This is a genomic window from Bradyrhizobium sp. 14AA (assembly GCF_054185205.1).
Genome location: NZ_JAVAYM010000055.1, coordinates 1 through 18013 on the forward strand (window position 1 = coordinate 1; position 18013 = coordinate 18013).

At 57.6% G+C, this 18013-nt stretch carries 18 protein-coding genes; 11 read left to right on the top strand and 7 right to left on the bottom strand.

Annotated elements, in window-relative coordinates:
* The coding region (locus RAD15_RS42715) for a thiolase domain-containing protein (protein WP_458184668.1) at positions 1-826 on the bottom strand (826 nt) is incomplete at its 3' end.
* A gap of 214 nt (positions 827-1040) precedes the next feature.
* Positions 1041-1385 (bottom strand): hypothetical protein, encoded by a 345-nt coding sequence (locus tag RAD15_RS42720; RefSeq protein ID WP_458184669.1) that lies wholly within the window; start codon positions 1383-1385, stop codon positions 1041-1043.
* A 367-nt stretch (positions 1386-1752) separates the two neighbouring features.
* Here RAD15_RS42720 and RAD15_RS42725 point away from each other — a divergent pair, with 367 nt between their 5' ends.
* The 11 genes from RAD15_RS42725 (at position 1753) to RAD15_RS42775 (ending at position 11662) form a co-directional block, all read left to right on the top strand.
* Positions 1753-2994: a site-specific integrase gene (locus RAD15_RS42725; protein ID WP_458184670.1), complete on the top strand. Its 1242-nt coding sequence runs from the start codon at positions 1753-1755 to the stop codon at positions 2992-2994.
* Positions 2995-3191: 197 nt separating this feature from the next.
* The gene (locus RAD15_RS42730; RefSeq protein ID WP_458184671.1) at positions 3192-3395 is read left to right on the top strand and encodes a helix-turn-helix transcriptional regulator; all 204 of its coding nucleotides are present in this window, start codon (positions 3192-3194) and stop codon (positions 3393-3395) included.
* Between the two features lie 60 nt (positions 3396-3455).
* Positions 3456-3623 carry a hypothetical protein gene (locus RAD15_RS42735; RefSeq protein WP_458184672.1) on the top strand — a complete coding sequence of 56 codons (168 nt, stop codon included), beginning with the start codon at positions 3456-3458 and terminating at the stop codon, positions 3621-3623.
* Positions 3620-6037 carry a DUF3987 domain-containing protein gene (locus tag RAD15_RS42740; protein ID WP_458184673.1) on the top strand — a complete coding sequence of 806 codons (2418 nt, stop codon included), beginning with the start codon at positions 3620-3622 and terminating at the stop codon, positions 6035-6037. The genes RAD15_RS42735 and RAD15_RS42740 overlap by 4 nt, the downstream gene beginning before the upstream one ends.
* Before the next feature lie 428 nt (positions 6038-6465).
* The gene (locus RAD15_RS42745; protein WP_458184674.1) at positions 6466-6813 is read left to right on the top strand and encodes a hypothetical protein; all 348 of its coding nucleotides are present in this window, start codon (positions 6466-6468) and stop codon (positions 6811-6813) included.
* Positions 6814-7001: 188 nt separating this feature from the next.
* The gene (locus RAD15_RS42750) at positions 7002-7940 is read left to right on the top strand and encodes a patatin-like phospholipase family protein (RefSeq protein WP_458184675.1); all 939 of its coding nucleotides are present in this window, start codon (positions 7002-7004) and stop codon (positions 7938-7940) included.
* A 10-nt stretch (positions 7941-7950) separates the two neighbouring features.
* Positions 7951-8847, top strand: a complete 897-nt coding sequence (locus tag RAD15_RS42755) for a nucleotidyltransferase domain-containing protein (RefSeq protein WP_458184676.1) — start codon at positions 7951-7953, stop codon at positions 8845-8847.
* Positions 8848-9127: 280 nt separating this feature from the next.
* Positions 9128-10075, top strand: coding sequence for a hypothetical protein (locus RAD15_RS42760; protein ID WP_458184677.1), 948 nt, complete (start codon positions 9128-9130; stop codon positions 10073-10075).
* Positions 10072-10281, top strand: a complete 210-nt coding sequence (locus RAD15_RS42765; protein ID WP_458184678.1) for a hypothetical protein — start codon at positions 10072-10074, stop codon at positions 10279-10281. The genes RAD15_RS42760 and RAD15_RS42765 overlap by 4 nt, the downstream gene beginning before the upstream one ends.
* Positions 10274-11095 (top strand): hypothetical protein, encoded by an 822-nt coding sequence (locus RAD15_RS42770; RefSeq protein WP_458184679.1) that lies wholly within the window; start codon positions 10274-10276, stop codon positions 11093-11095. The genes RAD15_RS42765 and RAD15_RS42770 overlap by 8 nt, the downstream gene beginning before the upstream one ends.
* Positions 11096-11371: 276 nt before the next feature.
* Positions 11372-11662, top strand: coding sequence for a hypothetical protein (locus RAD15_RS42775; RefSeq protein ID WP_458184680.1), 291 nt, complete (start codon positions 11372-11374; stop codon positions 11660-11662).
* Between the two features lie 1067 nt (positions 11663-12729).
* Here the strand turns inward: RAD15_RS42775 and RAD15_RS42780 are convergent.
* The 5 genes from RAD15_RS42780 to RAD15_RS42800 form a co-directional block, all read right to left on the bottom strand.
* A complete protein-coding gene (locus RAD15_RS42780; RefSeq protein WP_458184681.1) occupies positions 12730-13422 on the bottom strand; it encodes a hypothetical protein in 693 nt (230 codons plus the stop codon).
* Positions 13423-13799: 377 nt separating this feature from the next.
* A complete protein-coding gene (locus RAD15_RS42785) occupies positions 13800-14297 on the bottom strand; it encodes a hypothetical protein (RefSeq protein ID WP_458184682.1) in 498 nt (165 codons plus the stop codon).
* Between the two features lie 658 nt (positions 14298-14955).
* Complete coding sequence (locus tag RAD15_RS42790; protein ID WP_458184683.1) at positions 14956-15696, bottom strand: hypothetical protein; 741 nt, start codon at positions 15694-15696, stop codon at positions 14956-14958.
* Between the two features lie 1065 nt (positions 15697-16761).
* The gene (locus tag RAD15_RS42795; RefSeq protein WP_458184685.1) at positions 16762-16962 is read right to left on the bottom strand and encodes a hypothetical protein; all 201 of its coding nucleotides are present in this window, start codon (positions 16960-16962) and stop codon (positions 16762-16764) included.
* A gap of 447 nt (positions 16963-17409) precedes the next feature.
* Positions 17410-18013 (bottom strand): DUF2971 domain-containing protein (locus RAD15_RS42800; RefSeq protein ID WP_458184684.1); only part of this gene is annotated, 604 nt, incomplete at its 5' end.

Here is an 18013-nt window from a genome sequence, read left to right on the forward strand (position 1 = left end):
AGGCGTATTTGATGTCCTTCGGCGTGATGCCGGCCTCCTCGAACGCGCGCGGGCCCGACCAGACGCCGGCCGAGTACGTGAGGTCGAGATCCTTGCCGCCGCGCGGCCCCTTCATCGCCTCGCCATGTCCGATCAGCTTGACCAGCGGCTTCTTCAGGCTCTTGGCGATCTCCGGCGTCGTCACGATCAGCGCGCCGCCGCCGTCGGAGACGACGCAGCAATCCATGCGGTGCAGGGGATCGGAGATCATCGGCGAGTTCAGGACGTCCTCGACGGTGACGACGTCCTTGAGCATCGCATGCGGATTGTATTGCGCGTGATGGGAGGCCGCGACCTTGATCCAGGCCAGTTGCTCGCTCGTGGTGCCATAGTCGTGCATGTGGCGCATGGCACACATGCCGTAGGCATTGTGCGTGGTCGCGCCGTAAGCGGACTCGAAATCGGCCTCGGCACCGGCCGCCCGCGGCGGCATCGCCCCGGTGCGCGGCTTGCCGGCGAGCGTGATCAGCGCGATCGAGCACTTGCCCGCCGCGATCGCCTCAGCCGCGTGGCCGAGATGGATGATGTAGGAACAGCCGCCGGTCTCGGTGGAATCGACGTGGCGCAGCTTCTTGGTGTTCAGGCCGAGATAGTCGACCATCGGCCAGGCGCCGCCGGGCGCATCGCCCGCGCAGAAATAGCCGTCGACGTCGTCCTTGGAGAGCCCGGCATCCTCGATCGCGCCCTTGGCGACCTCGGCATGGAGCTGGGCGGTAGATTTGTCCGGCGCATGCCGGGTCGGGTGTTCAAAAATCCCGGCAATGTAGGCCTTGCCCTTGATGGTCAAACTCAGGTCTCCGCTCGCGTTTCTTCTTGGCTCTTTTTTCTGAACCGCGGTGGCCCCGTTGGCAAGCGCGGAAATATTCCGTCGGGCGAGAGGGCAGCGGGTTGGCGCAAGTGGGGTGGCAGCCGGCGCGCGGAAGTCCTATTCCTCATCCTGAGGAGCGCGGAACACGCGTCTCGAAGGATGCAGGTCTGGCTGCCGCTCCTAGCCGCAGCGATCAATGATACATCTCCAAGACAATGGTCGGTGACGAAGATTCGTCTCGCCATACGGATGCCAGATAGCAATGGCTGCCGGGATAGGCGGCAAGATCAAAACTATCGACATCGGAAGCCACGAGCCGACACTTCAACTCAGCCTTCCAGAAAGCAAAGCGGTCGGCGGTCAGTATCCACCGCAACGGCTTTCCTACGTCAGCAATGACGAAGGTCGCTCCGTCCTGCAGCAGCTGCACGATCTCGGCCTCCCCAACCCTCTCCGCGCGCTGGGCGTAAAGCGGGCCCTCGTCGGTCCAGAGTTCAGCAAGCGGAAGGTTTGTGACGATACGCTGTGCAACATCCATATCCTGCTCATCCTATTCAACTTGCGGACACAGCTTAGCATCCTCGCGGCGCATGTCGCCCGAGCTTTGCTTCCGTCTTGCTCCCTCCGGAAAACAGAGGGCGCAGGGAAGACCGGGTGCCGGCTGGGCACCCACGGTCCGCTGTGCGCGAATGCGCGAAGAACAGATGCACAGCGGCATACAGGTGCGGCCAAACATCCGGCCTTCCCTGCGCAGGGGAAAAATAAACATACCCCCGCACGTGCGCGCACCCGGGTGCACTCTTCAACTCATTGATTATTCGAAACTTCTATCCCCATAATGCCGTGCGCGTGCATCGGCGTGCGCGGACACGATCGCGACACATCGCGAGAACGGGGACACGATCATGGCTCGCAAGGTCAGCTTTAGCGCTCTCGAAAGCCGCAGCGCTCGCGTCCGCCTGAAAATCCGCCGCAGGCCCTACAGCGGCCCCTCGCTCGCTCGCGGCATCTCGTTGATGTATCGCCGCAACAAGACCAATGGCACATGGGTGCTTAAGGCCAGCGATGGTCACGGCGCCTACTGGACCAAAGGCTTCGCGCTTGCCGACGACTTTGAAGACAGCGATGGCAAGAGCGTGCTGACGTTCTATGAGGCCCAAGATGCCGCCAAGAAGTTGGCGCGCGGCGATGCGGGCGCCGCTCCGATCATTATCGAGGCCGCACTCACTGCCTACGGGACCGATCTGAAGGCTCGCGGTGCCAATCCATACAACGCCGAATGGCCGCGCAAGCATTTGACTTCCATGCTTTTGGCGAAGCCAGTCCAGTTGCTGACCGCACATGAGTTGAAGAAATGGCGCGACAGTCTGCTCAACAAGATGGCGGCCGCAACAATCAACCGGCTCTGCCGCTGTCTCGCCGCCGCGCTAGAGCTGGCGAGACAGCATGACGATCGCATTCAGAACCGGCAGGCGTGGGAGGTCGGACTGGCCGGGCTACCGGACGCCATCGAGGCGCGCAACGTCATCTTGCCCGACGACAAGGTGCGCGAGTTCGTCGGCGCGGCCTATGACGATGACAATAAGCTCGGCCTGCTCGTGGATGTGCTCGCGATTACCGGCGCGCGACCGTCGCAGGTAGTACGGTTACGGGTTGGCGACTTCCACAATCACCCCATTCGGCCGAAGCTGATGATGCCGAAGTCGGCCAAGGGCGGCGGCAGAAACCGCAGCCAAAAGAAGCATGAGCGCTACAGCGTACCGATCACGCCATCGCTCGCTGCCAAGCTCAAAGAGGCCGTGAAAGGCCGCGCGGAGGATGCAGCTCTGCTCTTGCAGAGCGACGGTAGCCCTTGGGGCGAAAATCCGGGCCAGCGCTATCATCGCCACGTGGACAACATAGTGACCGCAATCGGTCTCGATCCGGCTAAGGTCACAATCTATGCACTGAGGCATTCCAACATCGTGCGGATGCTGTTGAAGAACGTTCCGATCAGACTGGTCGCGTCGCTTCACAACACCAGCGTCACGATGATCGAACGCACGTACTCGAAGTACATTACTGAGCACAGCGACGACATTTCGCGCAGAGCGCTTTTGCACACTCGGCTGTCGGCCGGTGACAACGTGATCGCACTGTCGCACTAGACGAGCAACCATATCGCCACCAATCTCGACTTGTATTCTTAGCTGTCAGGACCAACTCACAACCCTGTCGGTGGTTTCTGAGACTGTCGGTAACTCGCTTGTCAAATCACGCAGCTGTGCCTGAGTGTGTCTCGTAGTTCAAACGAACAGGGGCGCACAAAATGGCACATCCTACTCAGGCTCACCGTAAGACCGAAATGATCAACCAGCAGGACGACACCGACGCTTACAGCGTTGACGAATTCTGCGCTCGTTACCGCATTAGCCGCACGCTCTTCTACAAGCTGAAGTCGAAGGGCTTGATGCCCGCCACGTTCAAGCTCGGCACTCGCGTGTTGATCTCGCGGGAGGCTGCTGCCGATTGGCGCCGTTCTCGCGTGAACGGCAATACTGCTGCGTAATCGCAGAAAAGGCGGCCCGCCAGCCGCCTTTCCCTTTCTCACATTTCACGGATTTATAGAATGCTCACTGATAGCAGCGCGCCCGCGTGCGCGCAAGCCACCGCAACACCTATCCTGCCGCAGATCATCGAGATTCAGGCGCGCAAGTTGCGCCAGCGTTTTGCGCTCTCGCCCGAAGCTGCGCGCCTGATCGCAACTGTCGTGCTCTCTCGGGAGCCGCAGGCGTGACCAATCTCAATGCTGCCGAGACCGACATTGGTGGTGGTGCAAAAGTGTACGTGACGTTCTTCAAGAACGCCGCTGCCGATAGCCTCACTACAGACACACTGACCTTGACCGATCTGCGCGAGCGCGTTTTGAGCGCTGCCAAGCGGGAGAAAGATAAGCTGCCTTGGCTGAAGCTGGCATCATTCGGCAAGCACCGCAGCGCCCGTGGCAGCTTGCGACATGACGCTAATGTCGTCGCCATTACCGGCCTCGAAGTTGACTATGATGAGGAGAAGATCACGTTTGACGACGCGGTCGCTGCCATCAAAGCGATCCGCATTTGCGCACTAGTCTATACGTCGCCGTCGCACAGTGCGGCGGCACCACGCTGGCGGATTGTCGTTCCGACCTCCCAACCGCACCCGCCGCATGCGCGCGCCAAGCTAGTTGCTCGGCTCAACGGTTTCCTGAAGGCGCAGCTCGGTTCCCAAACGGTCGCCGCCAGCGAGAGCTTCGTCCTCAGTCAGGCTTACTTTTTCGGCTACGTGATGAACAAGCCGGGGCTTGATCATCGCGCCGAGGTCGTCGGCGGCGACTACATCGACTTGCGCGATGATCTTGCTCGGTTTGAGCCTTCCGGCGCGAACACGGGAAGCGATGTGTCCGGTGACGAAACTGATCCGTATTCGGACTACTCCCAGCGTGATGGCATCAAGCGCGGCAAGACCGATGATGAGCTGGTGGCCTTGCTGAAGCAGAGCCGCGTCACTGCGGGCAAGGGCTGGCGTGAGCCCATGCTGCGGTTTATTGGCAGTACCGTTGGTAAAGGCTGGTCCGATCTTGCGATCAAGTTGGCTTGTGCGCCCTATAGTGATGGTGGCGTCGATGATCGCGATATTCAGGAGCTGATCAATCGTACGCGCACAAGCTTCGGCAAACCTGAGCCGAAGCTGGCCGAGAATGGTGACGCGTGTGGCACTGCTCAGCAAATTGCGGTCGATCCCGTTGACTTGTGGGGCAACTTCAATCCTCCGTCTTTGCCGCGCGGTTTGCTTCCGGATGTCATCGAACGTTTTGCCCATGACCAAGGCATGGACATGGGTGCCGATATGTCGGGGATCGCCATGTCGGCGTTGGCTGTCTGCGCTGCGGCAATTCCCGATAGCGTTCAGCTTCAGGTCAAGCGCCACAGCACAGGTTGGAAAGAGCCCGCGCGCCTGTGGGTGGCTCTCGTCGGCTCGCCCAGTTCGAAAAAGAGCCCGATCATGGCTACGGCGGCTCGCCCGCTCCGCAAGATCGACGCTGATCAAGCGCGTGACTACGCCGACCAACGCGCAGTCTATGATAAGCTGCCGAAAGAGGAGAAGCTCAACACCAATCCCCCGAAGCAGGTTCGGAGCATTCTCCAAGATACCACCATTGAAGCCGCGCAGGACATCCTCAAGGACAGCCCCGACGGCCTGTTGTGCTATCAGGATGAACTGTCGGGCTGGTTCGGCGCGATGGACAAGTACTCCCCCGGTCGCGGCTCCGCTAAAGATCGTTCCTTTTGGCTGGAGGCGTTCAACGGTGGCAACTATTCGGTGCAACGGGTCGGACGCGGCGCGGTGTTCATCGAGAACCTGTCGATCTCCCTGATCGGTGGCATCCAGCCGGAGCCCATCCGGCAGATTGCCAATGACAGTGTCGATGATGGTTTATTGCAGCGGTTGCTGCCGATTTTGCTCACGCCCGCTGTGGCAGGACGAGATGAGGTGGCGTCTCCAGTCGTGGCAGAATACGAGACGTTAGTTCGTCACTTGAACTGCCTCGCCAATATGACCCTGCGCTTCGATGACGGCGCTCAGTGTTATCGGCAGGAGCTGGAACTCAAGCATCTTGAGTTGCAGTCTCTCGAATGCGTTCATCGTAAGCTCGCGGCCCACATCGGCAAGTACGATGGCATCTTCGCGCGGTTGTGCGTCATTTGGCACTGCATCGAGAATATGGTGGGCTTTGGGGATGTGCCCCCTGTGATTACGGAGGCAACGGCCAAGCGCGTCGGTGCATTCCTGCATGGCTTCCTGTTGCCTCACGCGATGGCCTTCTACACGACGGTGCTTGGTTACTCAAACGACCATGATCGCCTGACGGCGGTTGCGGGATACATTCTGTCTCATGGTCTGACGAAGATCACTAACCGTGACCTTATGCGGGGTGATCGGGCCATGCGGCGGCTCGCACCAGAAGAGGGGTTGGCGATCTTCGAGCGTTTGGAGGCTTTTGGCTGGCTTGAGCGTGGTTCTTCTCAGGTCCGTGGCGCTCCGGCGCGCTGGCTAGTCAATCCGACAGTACACGAGAAGTTTGCTGAGCGTGCCAAGGCGGAGGCCGCTCGGCGCGCGGAAGCTCGCCAGACCATCGTCAATGCGCTTGGCAAGGGAGATATTGAAACGTGAACGCGGGAAGCACGAACGGATGTCCCCGGAGCGAACGTCACGCGTCGCGATCTCGCGCGCGCGCAAGGGACATTGGTGACAATTATCAAAGCGGTCACGAACTGCGCAGCAGTGAACCAAACGGGTTGTCACCAATGTCCCTTGCGCGTGTGAGACATAAAATACAATTTCGCGTCTTTCTCTTCTCCCCTGTCTCGCCTCGCTATTGTTGCATCGCGTGCGCAAGGGACATTGGCGACAGATCGGGGTCGCTACCTAAGCCCACACGGGCCTCCGGAGACGGCCGCGCCGTTCAATAGGTTCTTCACAGCCGCCACCCAATGCGGCGGTCGCGAAGCCGCTGGGGTTGACCACGGCTAGAAATTTAAAACCGGGGTTGCCATTGGCGGGGCGCATGCCTGCGTAGAATATGAGGAGGTGACGATCTGATGGCCGATGATCCGAGAGCGCTCGCGGCCGAGCTGGACCGGTTTGCGGACCGGTTGCGCCGACTTGAGCGTGCCGATGACGTGATCGATAGCATTTCCAACGGGGGACTTCTGACCGTCCCGCAGGCGGCCGCCGTTTGCGAGATCAGTGATCAGACGTGCTATCGGTGGCTCGCTGATGCCGAACGTCGGGGCGCGCCGCTTGGCTTGAAGCGGGCAACATGGCTGATCGGTACCGAGCGGCTGCTCGACTATGTCGAAAAGTATCAAGGTGGACTGCACGCCCGCGTGAAGGCCAAGAACCGGTTTCAGGAATTGTGGCCGATTTGGTCGGAGCCGCAGGAGTGAGGCAAGTGAGAAAGGCGGGGCGACGATACCTCTCTCGGCTGACTGTTAAAGCCGTCTTCCGGGGGCAAGTGGAATGGAATTAACTATCTCGTTGTGGAAATCGGGCACAGCCAACGTGAAAGTGCCTGCCGCACCGCCAAATTGCTAGCATCCGTTGCGTGATTCGTCACGCGCAACCGCGAGCAGCAATGACAGGCGTACCGGCACAAGAGCCCTATAGGGTGTTGAGCCTTGATGGTGGAGGCGCCAAGGGCTTCTACACGCTCGGCGTTCTTAAGGAGATAGAGGCCCTGCTAGGCGTGCCGCTCTGCGAGAAGTTCGATCTCATTTATGGCACCAGCACTGGAGCCATTATTGCTGCCCTCCTTGGGCTGAACAGTTCAGTAGACGAGATCGAAACTCTGTATCGGCATCGGGTTGTGGAGGTTATGGGTCAACTCCTGCCGCACAAGAAGACCGCGGCGCTCGCTGCCCTTGCAAAAGAAGTTTTTGGGGACCGTCGTTTCGACGCCTTCAAGACTGATATGGGGATCGTAGGGACGCGCTGGGAAGATGATCGTCCCATGATCTTCAAGACGAACCCCGGTCAGTCCTTTACTGGTGCGGGATCGTTCGAGCCCGGCTTCGGTTGCACAATTGCCGATGCCGTTATTGGATCATGCTCGGCCTACCCTTTCTTCCTCAGGAAGATCGTGACGACCGCTCGCGGTGATCGCGTCGAAGTCAGGGATGGCGGCTTTGTCGCCAACAATCCCACGCTCTACGCCATCGCTGACGCGACGGAGGCGCTCGGTAACTCGCGCGAGACCCTCCGTGTCGTAAGTGTTGGTGTTGGCGAGTACCCCCCGCCTACTCTGCCAGCTACTAGCCCGCGGAAGTGGCTGAGCAAATTGCCAACCGTGAAATTCTCCCAGAAGCTCTTGGAGATCAATACGCAGTCGATGGACCAACTCTGTCGTGTGCTGTTCCGTGAGGTGCCGGTGATCCGTATCAACACGAAATACACCCATCCTGAAATGGCAACTGACATGCTCGAGTCGAACATGGAAAAGCTCGGGAAGTTATGGAGCCGAGGACGCGATGCAGCACGCGAGCGGGAAGCACAGCTCAAGCAATTTCTAACTTAGGAGGTTTCACGTGCCCATTACCGAAGGTCAGCTTGATACTTGGTCCAAACAGGGCGCGCCCGGTCCGTCGCGTGACACTTATGCTGCAGTAAAAAACATTCTTGAAGACAAGGCCGCGCCATATGCTGGGAAAGACCCAGAGGTTTTTCTGCAAGGATCATATGGCAATGACACTAATGTCGCTCGAGATAGCGATGTGGATGTTGTCGCGCTTATCTCAGCAACATTTGCGCACGATGCGGCAACGCTCTCCGCCGATCAGTATCAAGCCTTCGAGAGGACATACGTCGGCTCAGCACCTTACTCGTACTCCCAATACAAGAATGACGTATTGAGGTGGCTGACATCAAAATACGGAACCAGTGTTCGAGCGGGAAAGAAAGCAATCTACATACCGGCTGGTCAAAACCGCCGGGAATGCGACGTGTTGCCCGCTATTCAATACCGCTACTATTATCGCTTTAACAATGCTCTGGATCAGAGCTACGCTTCCGGCATCTGCTTCTACCTGCAAGACGGCACAGAGATTGTCAATTTTCCGAAACAGCATTCGGATAATTGCACAACCAAACACCAAAACACTAAGTCGTGGTTCAAGCCTACGGTGCGCATCTATAAGAACATGCGCAACTATATGATTGAACGGAATAAACTAGCTGAAGGCGTGGCACCGTCATATTTCATCGAGGGTATGCTGCACAACGTGCCAAACGACAGATTTGGCACCAGCTTCGAAGACACTTTCGTAAGCACCTACAACTATCTCAATTCGGCTGACCGCTCACAGTTCAAATGCGCCAACGGGATCCATGCGCTTTTCGGAACTTCAGCGGTGACATGGCGAGCGGAGAATTGCGTGACTTACCTCGAAGCGCTCAAGGCGCTCTGGACAAACGGGATGAAGTGATACGCTCGGTAGGGACACGGTTCGTTACTCCTATACAGCCGCCTCCGCTCGCGTCGGACTATCCGTGTCTCGCCCCTTTTTCGAGCCAGCCCGCTGAGCTAGTAAAGTTGGCTCTGCAAGGTGGATCGACATGGCGCTGCGTATGCAGGAGCTAAACCGCGCGACGCAGGCCCTCAATAAGCGTCCTTAGTACGGCGCGCACCACAACAATCTGCACGGAGTGTGGAGCGCTCCACATGCTGCATACGCAAATGGCGCGGCTCTGGCGTAGACTGCCCGGATGAAGAACCCATTCCGCAAAGCTCCCATGCAGCAATTTGAAATCACCATCGCCTCGCTCACGAAGCGCGGCGAGCAGCTCGCAGCAAAGCGTATCATCGCTAAAAGCGCTTTGGACACCGCGACTGTGACCCGTCAACAGGCGCTCTTGTCGGGTGACCTCGAAGACCAGCGTGCGCTCGACAAAGTGCAGGCGGCCGTCGATGCCGCAACGTCGGCATTGGCGGGCATCGATGATGCTCTCGCTGCCCTGATCCGTCAGAAGGCTGAAGCTGAACGCCAGCTCGCCGCCGAACGCGAGCGCATCATGCGCGCGGCGGCCGCAGAGAAATTGGCTAAGCAGGTTGCGGCCATCGAGGCGGTATTGCCGGGTTACCTTGAGCATTCCCGCCTTCTTTCCAATGCCCTGTCAGAGATCGCTCACTCGCACGTCGAAAGCAGCCAGATAGCGGGTTACGTGCAGAATACGTCGGGCCAGATCGAAGTTGCGTCAAATTTCGCGCTCGCGGAGCTGAAAACGATGCCCGACGCAATCCGGCATGGTCGTCTGCCCATCCCCGGCGAGCCGATCCCGTTGCGCGCCGAGGTGGCAACCGAGACCGAACCGACAATGACGGTCTTTATGCTGCGCAGCGCCCACCATCGCGACGGCGACGGTCGCAAGCGTTTTGCTGGTCAGTGGGAGGACGCTACGATGTTGGTGGCGACTGCTCAGCGCGCACTGGATCGCGCCATTGCAGTTCCGTTGACCGATCCGCGTCGCGCCCACCTTCGCGGCATGCGTGGCGGCGACTTCGATCCGAAAGCGGCGGATGTCATCGACCTTGATGCAGTCAATGATCCCGTGCGCGCAACAACCGGCGATCCGGCGCTCAACGAAGCGAACTTCAAGGTCATCGACCGTAGCGCTGAAGCGCGCACCATCCAAATCGAGTTGTCGCGCACATGAAATCAGCGCCACCCGGCTGGCAGCCGCACAAAATTATCAGTCGAATTGATGGCTGGGTCGTCGATAATCCCCAAAACAAAAACGGCGTTCCGGCCCGCGTTGCCGAGATCATCGCGCGCGCGATGCCCCAACTTGCCGACGCTCGCGTTGCCGCTATCCGCGCGCGGATGGTCGCACGTCAATTGAAGGTTATCGGTCATGTCTGATGGATGCCCGGTTGAGGATGGTTTTGCTGAGGATGCGACCTGTTCTCCCGGAACTGGGGCCGCCGCCGACGCTGGAATGGTCGTTGCGGCGTCTGGCGGCGGCCCTGATGAGCCACCGGACGAGTACGATGATCTGCTGGCAGCGCTCGGCCGGACCGAAGAGCAGGATCAACGGATCGCCGTGCACGAAGCTGGTCATGCAATCTGCGCACGATTGCTGGGGCACGAGGTTGGTGGCGTCACTGTGAACCCGGACCCGATCCATGGCTCCGAGGGCTTGTGCTGGGGTGTTGGTCATTCAGAGGCTTTCAGCGAGGGGCGTGGCGATGCATCGGATGTTCGGGCTGCGATCAGTCCGATCATGCCTAAAGCGGGCGAGGACCGCCGCCCGCTGGCCGATGTCTTCGGCAGCGTCTACGCCAAATGCATCGAGTTCGTCGCCGGTCGCGCCGCCGAGCGCCTGTTGCTGGAAGCTGAGCCCTGCGAGCCGACTGATGATCTTCGGCAGGCCCGTGAGCTGGCGTTGCTGATCTGCTCTAGCGATGAGGCAATCGAGACGTTTCTCGTGCACTGCGGTGTTGTTGCCCGTGATCTATTGGCGCCTTACGGCGATGTTTTGATGGTGTTGTCCACGGTTCTGCGTATCAAGCGGACGTTGGATGGAAGAGAGATTGATGAGGTTATTTCCGACGTGGTGAGCCGCAAGGCGATGGCAATTGAGAAAGGGCGCCGAGAGCAGTGGCAGCGCGCTCTTGAGCAAGCCGCCGCTTTTCGGGGAACGGTAATTTGTCGCGGCGACGGCGTCGCCATCTGATGGAGATGGGGCGGTTCGAATTAATCCCGAGAAATTCGCGGCGCAGTCTTCGCGAGAAAGAATATTTTCCAAAACACTGACATTTTCTTGCAATTGCGAAAGTGCTGCGATCGCAGACAGATCAGAAGACGATCTTGCAATCCAACGGGGAAGTGCAATTGCGAGTTCAGCGCGCGGTCGCATTTTGCCCCGGAGTGGGCTTGCTCGAACGCTCATTTGATGGAGATTATTACTTCGGCGTCCAGTCACCGAAACCAAAATTAAAGGCATATCAAAATGAACGGACAGAAACGCCGAGGGCAAGAAAAGCTGTCGCAAGCAAGCCCGCCGAAATTGTTTATGGAGGCAGTTAGCGCCAGCCATAGCGAGACCGGGCACGATGAACTCTATCTGGTGATGGATGGCGCTCGCATCGCATATCGTGGTCATCCGGGCACAACCGAGGCCAGCAAGTGGATTTCGCTTGATCCTGCTTTTCAGGTTGTTGACGAACACCCTGAGGGCATGCCTGTCTACAGTGCGGGCGAGATCGAACTGTTTCCTGAACCAAAAAGTGGAACGCAGTAGACGGCAGGGCTAGTCGTTTGAAGTTTGCTGCCGTCCGGCGCTCACTGCGCCGGGCGGCGAGAGAGATCGATGAGATCATTTCTGACGTGGTGACGCGCAAGGCGTTGGCGAACGAGCAGAGGCGCCGGGCTGACTGGCGCAAGATCGATCTAAATGCAGCTCGCTTCAGGGAAGGAATTTGAGCCGCTTGCAGATGGCTGCCTCGCCACTTTTCCGATCATCACGTGAGCAATCTCCAATACGAGGTGCTGAGGGACGCAGCGGCAGCCCATGTTTGTGTCGCAGGATTATTGGCCGGGAAACTTCCTGAAGCATGGTCCAGCTCCCACAGCGGCCAAGACAGAGCACTCAACTACCCGGCTATCAGCTATCTTGACGGCAAGCGAGACCGCGAAGCTCTTCCCGTCTGCGCACCGCAAACTCCAAAAGGCTTCTCCTTCTGGCCCCATTCCCATGAAGAACGCGTCAGCCCCAGTGCAAGGCACCGCTCTCCCTAGTAGCGCAGCCTGTTCGGCCTTTGACAGGCGGACTACACGATCATGAGCCGAATTCCCGGTAGGCTTTTGATCGCCATTTGAAGCGGCGGATCGAGCTGTCACCGGCGCATTCAAAGTTTGGGGGGCTGACAGTGCCCCGTTTTTTTGCGGTATCTCCGGCGGCAAAGAGCTTGCACCTACGTCAGAGACCCTTGTGTCTGCTGCTGCGTTTGTATCAGCGCAGCGTCGCAGTTGCTCAATAAGTACGTTCAAGCTCAACTTATACTTCTTGGCGGCGGAGAGAAAACTTTGCTGCGCTTCAAGTTCTGGACCGATGGCTGCCTTAAGTTCACCCGATGCTCGCGGCAACATCTTGTCCTTCATCACCAGATCGAGCTTTGCGATACTGGTTTCCACTGTGTCCAGCGCTGGGGGCAAGCTGGATAGCGCTTTGCTCATGTCACGGCAGTCATCAGGAGTTACGGATTGACCCGAGGCTGTCGAAACAGCTGCCAGAGCAGCAACGATAACCGCGGCAACAAACGATGCGCATTTCGGCATATTGAAATCCTCAACGGCGTTTTCTGCTGACTAGGGCTCCAGTCTTCCCGGATGCGCTCTAACATCGGTTACGGATTTTCGGTCTAAATCAACATCACATTCGTAAATGTGAAACGTCCATGCGCCGAAGCCATTTTGGTATTTGATTTTGTCGCCAATGAATGTGATTGCTCGATGAGAATTGTCGACCCATCTGTATTCACTAAATTTGCTGTCGAGCCAGCCATCGGTCCATAGAAAGTCGTTTTTGGCTAGTCGTTCTATATAGCGTGGGCAATGCGTAGTGGCGAACGATAAAAGCTTATCGCCGGAGCACTTCAACTCGATCGCACATTGCTGCTCGTTCCGTAAATTACGAGCCTCTTCTTCTTTCTTTTGCTCTTGGCGCAGTCGCTCACGTTCCTCAGCGGCCTTGCGTTCGCCAATACTCTCCAATTGACGCTTGATGAGGGCCAGTTGCTGTTGCGCTGCCTTCCACTCGCCCATGTCCTTGTAGCCATGTAGCTCAGCTTCCTGCTGCTCTTTGCGATCTGCGGCAATCCTGTTGTATTCGCACGAAGCGAGCGCAAGAATGAAACAGCCGATCACCAGAGCCTTAGCCGTCGCTTTCCTATTCGGGACGCGAAGAAGAGACAGCCCAATTACAATCCCCAATATCGCCAAGAAGAATGAACTCTTCGAAAGTATGCTGTACACAGCGCGTTCCAAATGCTGGTCGGACACGTCACTCGGTATTTCAGTTCCTGTACTCGATTATGTCCCACGGACTGCTCGATAGAATTTCAGGTTTGAGAACCTAACCGTTCGAACCTGCTCGTATTGGTCAGTACGGGAAATCCACGGGGTGACCGGTAGTCTCATCGGGCGGCTTCCGCAAAAATTGCACCTGGTTTAATAAGTTAACGTAATCTTTACCAAAAATGACACAACCGGAGCGCGCAGGCAAGCACCAGAAGAGGCGGAGTGTTCTGATTGCGCGCGCAAGAAATGAGGAGCGATAAACCGCGCCCCACTACGGGCGCATGCGTCCCTTCCAAGTCGGACAAGTATGAGCGCGCCCACCCGCCGAGAGTTTGCATCGGTCGGCTAAACGGCTCTACCTAGCGGCTTTTAACTCCAGCGCTGCACGGGTGTTTGACGTAGGAATAGCCGAACGAAATTTGCGGGGGTTGTGAGCTGTACTGCCAGAAGCTGATATCGCGCCTGACGTTATCTTCACCCAACCATATGTATCGCAGCTTGCTTAACTGAGAGCCGCTTACGTAGTCTTGGGTCGCCTCCACCTCTGGCTCGCCCAGAGATGACTTCCATCGTGTCAGCAAATTCGCAAACTCGTGCAGATTGCTCTCGTATGATTTGCCGACCGAACTAAGGACATCGCCGCAAAACGAAAGGTTTGGACCGTCCTTCATAAGAAGGTATGACATCCATTTTTCACTGCTTTTGATCGGATTGCTAAATTTGTAACCCTTTTCGAGCGCCAGTTGTGACACCTGTTGCATTGACATTCCGAGACGAAAACCTTCGACTTCATTCGCCTCTACACGCACGGCGCTGGCGCCGACGATGAAAGCGATCGCAACCAAGATCATTCTCATCTTAGCTCTCCTTGGGCGCACGACGTCTGTTAGCGCCGCGCGATGGTTTTCCGGTAGTCCTCAACCATCGCGGCTGTGACGTCACTTGGGTAACACAAAGGCGCCGCGCCCCCGGGCCGCGAGTACGCGCTTCTCCCGCCGCATGATCGACCATTGCGCATCAGGTCATCCGGACAGGCGCACGGCCTCCCCCTTGCATGATATTGATCTCGGCTGGCCTTAATCAGGATCGCGGTAATGGTTGCGGCCGTCAGCGCGACTTCGACCTTGCGCTTTGGATCGGGCTGCTGTGGCCTTGGCTCTTGCGGCGTCTTTGATGGTGTGGCGGTGGCTACAGTGGGGTCGGACGGGACAATCTTGGGGGGCAGCTGTGATACGTTGCTCGGGACCGAGGAGAGCGCGAACGGATTTGCAACGGTATTGGCTGGCTGTGCTGCGGTCGCGGACGCAGTGTTAGCCGTCCGCCCGTCCTGACGGCCAATGGAGTAAGCTCCATAAGCTGTGAGGCACAGAAGAATGATGAAAATCCCGGCCCGCATAATGGGCATTCAAGCGAAGGCTGAGTGAAGCCGCAAGCTGTGGACGCGCCGGCCTACACCTTTGGAGCTTCCAACCCTGTGTTTTCCCGGGGGCGGCTGCTTCCTCCCAAGCATCGATCTCAAGCTCCAGCCGGTCCTTGCGCGATGTCGATCACATGCCGATCAGTCCCAACCGTGATGACGATGGTGTAAGTCTTCGGCGCTCCGCTCTCACTAGCGACGGGTGGCGCGAGATGCAGTTGCCCGCCATACCACTCGCTGGACATAAGGGTGTTGTCCTTGATAACGGATTGCTCAAGGACGGCCATGTTTCTCTGCCCGGCCTCGACCGTAGCGGCGATCATCGCTTCATTCTGCGCAGTCGCGTTGCTCTGCGCGATAACAGCAGCAGTAGGGCTGTAGAACGTGCCCGTTCGGCCGCTTGGCGTCGTGTAGTGGCCGTAACCAGCCTGAGACGCGCTATAGGCGTTCCCTGCGGCGGCTAAGCCAGTAAAAACGGCCGCAGCGACTTGTCGGTTCTTCTCCTCCTGAACCAACATCTCGTAGGTCACCACCTGCATGCCGTAGTCCGACCCGGCCACATGCTGAGTAGCTTCAACTTGGGACACCCGGAAATCTACGGGAGCCTTGCTCAGGTTGTTAATCGCGACAACGAAGACAGGCCGTCCATTTGCCCGCACTTGGCGCGATGCAGGGCGCACCAGTACAAGCGAACTCTTCTGACGAGAGACAAGAGCTGCTTGCCCGTCTCGCGTCAGCGCTTGCTGTTGTGGGTTTGAGGGTCGAAATTGGACCGTTTCGCTGTTCGCCACACAGCCGCCCAACGCGGCGCAAAGCACCGCAACGCCCAATTTGCGCATCGCATTCTTTCCCAAGCCCTGACGAATAAAAGCGCAACCAGCGCGCGATTTCAACAAACGCCATAAACTGAAGGCTATAGACCTTAGTCGTGTGCGTGCGAATGAGTTCCGCCTTGTCAATCGGGCTCTTGTCTAAGCATGAAACCCCATCGTCAATCAGACGGTCAAGGAGAGGTGTTTTGAAAAAGCTAGTAATACTCGCCGTAGCAATGATGTGTTCAACGACGTTTGCTGAAGCTCGGGGTGGCAGTGGTGGCCGCGTGTCCTATGGAGGAGGCTCGCACACTTCTAGCCACGGGGGCTCCTACACGGGCGGATCGGGATCGTCTCACAAGGGCGGCACCTATTCGAACCCGAGCACTGGAAACCAGTACGGCACTCACAAGTAGCGATAGGCGCCAAATTTGGAATCAGACGGTTGCGGATCTGGCTGATTGTGCTGGGGTGCTCGCCGTGTCGGCGGCGAGCACTGTCGTTGCTCCCTGTCAACGTTCCGGCAATCCCACCGCACTTCAGCTAAAGACAATTAGAAGTCTGCATTCCCCTACGCACGAACCGGGTTATCGCGCCCGTTAAGGAATTGGTGAGAGGTCAATGTCACCATTTGCATATTAGGCCGCGATATGCGGCAGCGCATTCTAAGAACGGGTACATTTTTCGACACGCCCGGTTGGCGGTCTCTTTCAGGAGAGGCCAAATGTTTAAGGGCTTCACGGTGGCAGTTGTGGCGCTGATTAGCACAGCGCAGCTGGATCAATATCTAACCAACGGTCGGTACACCGACGCGGCCACGGATATGCTACGGCAAATTGGGCGCGCATTTGGGTTTTGAGTAATTCTTTGGCGCGGAGCCGCGTGATGGACATCTCATGGGCTGATCTCGATAGCGATGAACAGCGCACCATTGCTGTATTGGGAGCACGACTTTCCACTGAGCTGTGCGACCCTCTTGCCCTCCTGACGTTAAGGCGGCTCAGTCTAATCGTAGGGTTCGATTTGACGGCTGCTGGGCACGATCTGCGAAGAGATGCCGTTATGAAAGAGTGTCGCAGGCTCGCGCTCGACCTAGACCATCCGCTCCTTGATGACCTGCAATCTGCGAACGTAGTAGCCGTGTCGCTGAACGGCTGATTTGATCTCATCGCTGACCTTCAGAATGCGTCTTCTACTCTTGCGCCATCTTTTGCTGGAGTAAGCTGCCGGTATCGGCGAGCCTAAACTTAGAACGAGCAGGTCACGCGTCCCGTTGCGATAGACATCAAACAATTTCTGCCCCCGCGATTTATTAATTGAAGCAAGAATGAAATGCGCCTTGGTCACGTCAACGAACCTGCTTGGCACCGACAATGGTCGCGCAGCTTGCGGCTTTGGGACAACGTGTGCTGCTTGTGAATTGCGGGGAAAATGCTCGTGTAATGCCACGCTCAACTAAAGTTTCTGTTTGGATGTTGTTCGTATGCCACGCCAACGCACCAACTCTGCTCTTGATCAATACGAGCTAGCGGTCGATGAGATCGTCGCCGCTTGCGACGGCGATCTGCGCGATGCGCTCAGAGCGCTGTTGCTGTTGAACGAGCGGCTTGAGCAGCGGTTGGAGGAGATGATTGAGGTTCATCCTCCACATCGGAGGCTGCATTAGGTAAAATGTCGAAGGCGCTCAGCATCGGCTGCGAGCTGCCGACGTACCGGTTGACCACGCGGAAAAATGCTGCGTCACTTCTTCGGGTCGATCCGCCGTTTGCGAATGCGACGACCATTCTCTCCGATGTCAACCGGCACGCGCATTCCTATATCGGGCGCACCGTTGCGCCAAGTGAGTTGCTTCGGGATGATCCTATGAGCAGCGCAAAGTCGCTCGATCTTGTCCATGTGCTTTGGATGAATATTCGATCCAAGGATTACGCCTTTCAAGGCGCGGCCGACCTCGAAGAAGTGTTCCTTGTGCATGTTGTCCCAGATGAGCCACCTGTACTCTTTCTCACTCTGCCAATCAGACGCCTTTTGGAAGAATAGGAGTTTGCCGTGCCTGACGATGTGTTCTTGGATGGCCTGCTTTAATCCCACCTCGCGCACTCGATCACAGTCCATCAGGAACGGGTGGTATTGGTAACCGAGCTTGAATACGCGCGGGATGTCGCCGTAATGGACCCTTCCTATCCCGATTAGTGAATCTGCTGGTTTTGAGATGTTTATCGCGTCATCGAGCGCTTGGCGATCGTAGACCATGCAGACGCCTCGATAATTGTCACCGTACTGTTGCCACATACGCGGACGGCAAAAGCCCCGGCTCCATATGTGGTTCACGCCCATTTCAAGG

Excerpts from the sequence above, each read along its gene's own strand:
- RAD15_RS42775 (WP_458184680.1), top strand. The coding sequence starts at position 11,372 with ATGAACGGACAGAAACGCCGAGGGCAAGAAAAGCTGTCGCAAGCAAGC.
- RAD15_RS42735 (WP_458184672.1), top strand. The coding sequence starts at position 3,456 with ATGCTCACTGATAGCAGCGCGCCCGCGTGCGCGCAAGCCACCGCAACA.
- RAD15_RS42790 (WP_458184683.1), bottom strand. The coding sequence starts at position 15,696 with ATGCGCAAATTGGGCGTTGCGGTGCTTTGCGCCGCGTTGGGCGGCTGT.
- RAD15_RS42760 (WP_458184677.1), top strand. The coding sequence starts at position 9,128 with ATGAAGAACCCATTCCGCAAAGCTCCCATGCAGCAATTTGAAATCACC.
- RAD15_RS42730 (WP_458184671.1), top strand. The coding sequence starts at position 3,192 with ATGATCAACCAGCAGGACGACACCGACGCTTACAGCGTTGACGAATTC.
- RAD15_RS42725 (WP_458184670.1), top strand. The coding sequence starts at position 1,753 with ATGGCTCGCAAGGTCAGCTTTAGCGCTCTCGAAAGCCGCAGCGCTCGC.
- RAD15_RS42785 (WP_458184682.1), bottom strand. The coding sequence starts at position 14,297 with ATGAGAATGATCTTGGTTGCGATCGCTTTCATCGTCGGCGCCAGCGCC.
- RAD15_RS42750 (WP_458184675.1), top strand. The coding sequence starts at position 7,002 with ATGACAGGCGTACCGGCACAAGAGCCCTATAGGGTGTTGAGCCTTGAT.
- RAD15_RS42770 (WP_458184679.1), top strand. The coding sequence starts at position 10,274 with ATGTCTGATGGATGCCCGGTTGAGGATGGTTTTGCTGAGGATGCGACC.
- RAD15_RS42765 (WP_458184678.1), top strand. The coding sequence starts at position 10,072 with ATGAAATCAGCGCCACCCGGCTGGCAGCCGCACAAAATTATCAGTCGA.
- RAD15_RS42720 (WP_458184669.1), bottom strand. The coding sequence starts at position 1,385 with ATGGATGTTGCACAGCGTATCGTCACAAACCTTCCGCTTGCTGAACTC.
- RAD15_RS42745 (WP_458184674.1), top strand. The coding sequence starts at position 6,466 with ATGGCCGATGATCCGAGAGCGCTCGCGGCCGAGCTGGACCGGTTTGCG.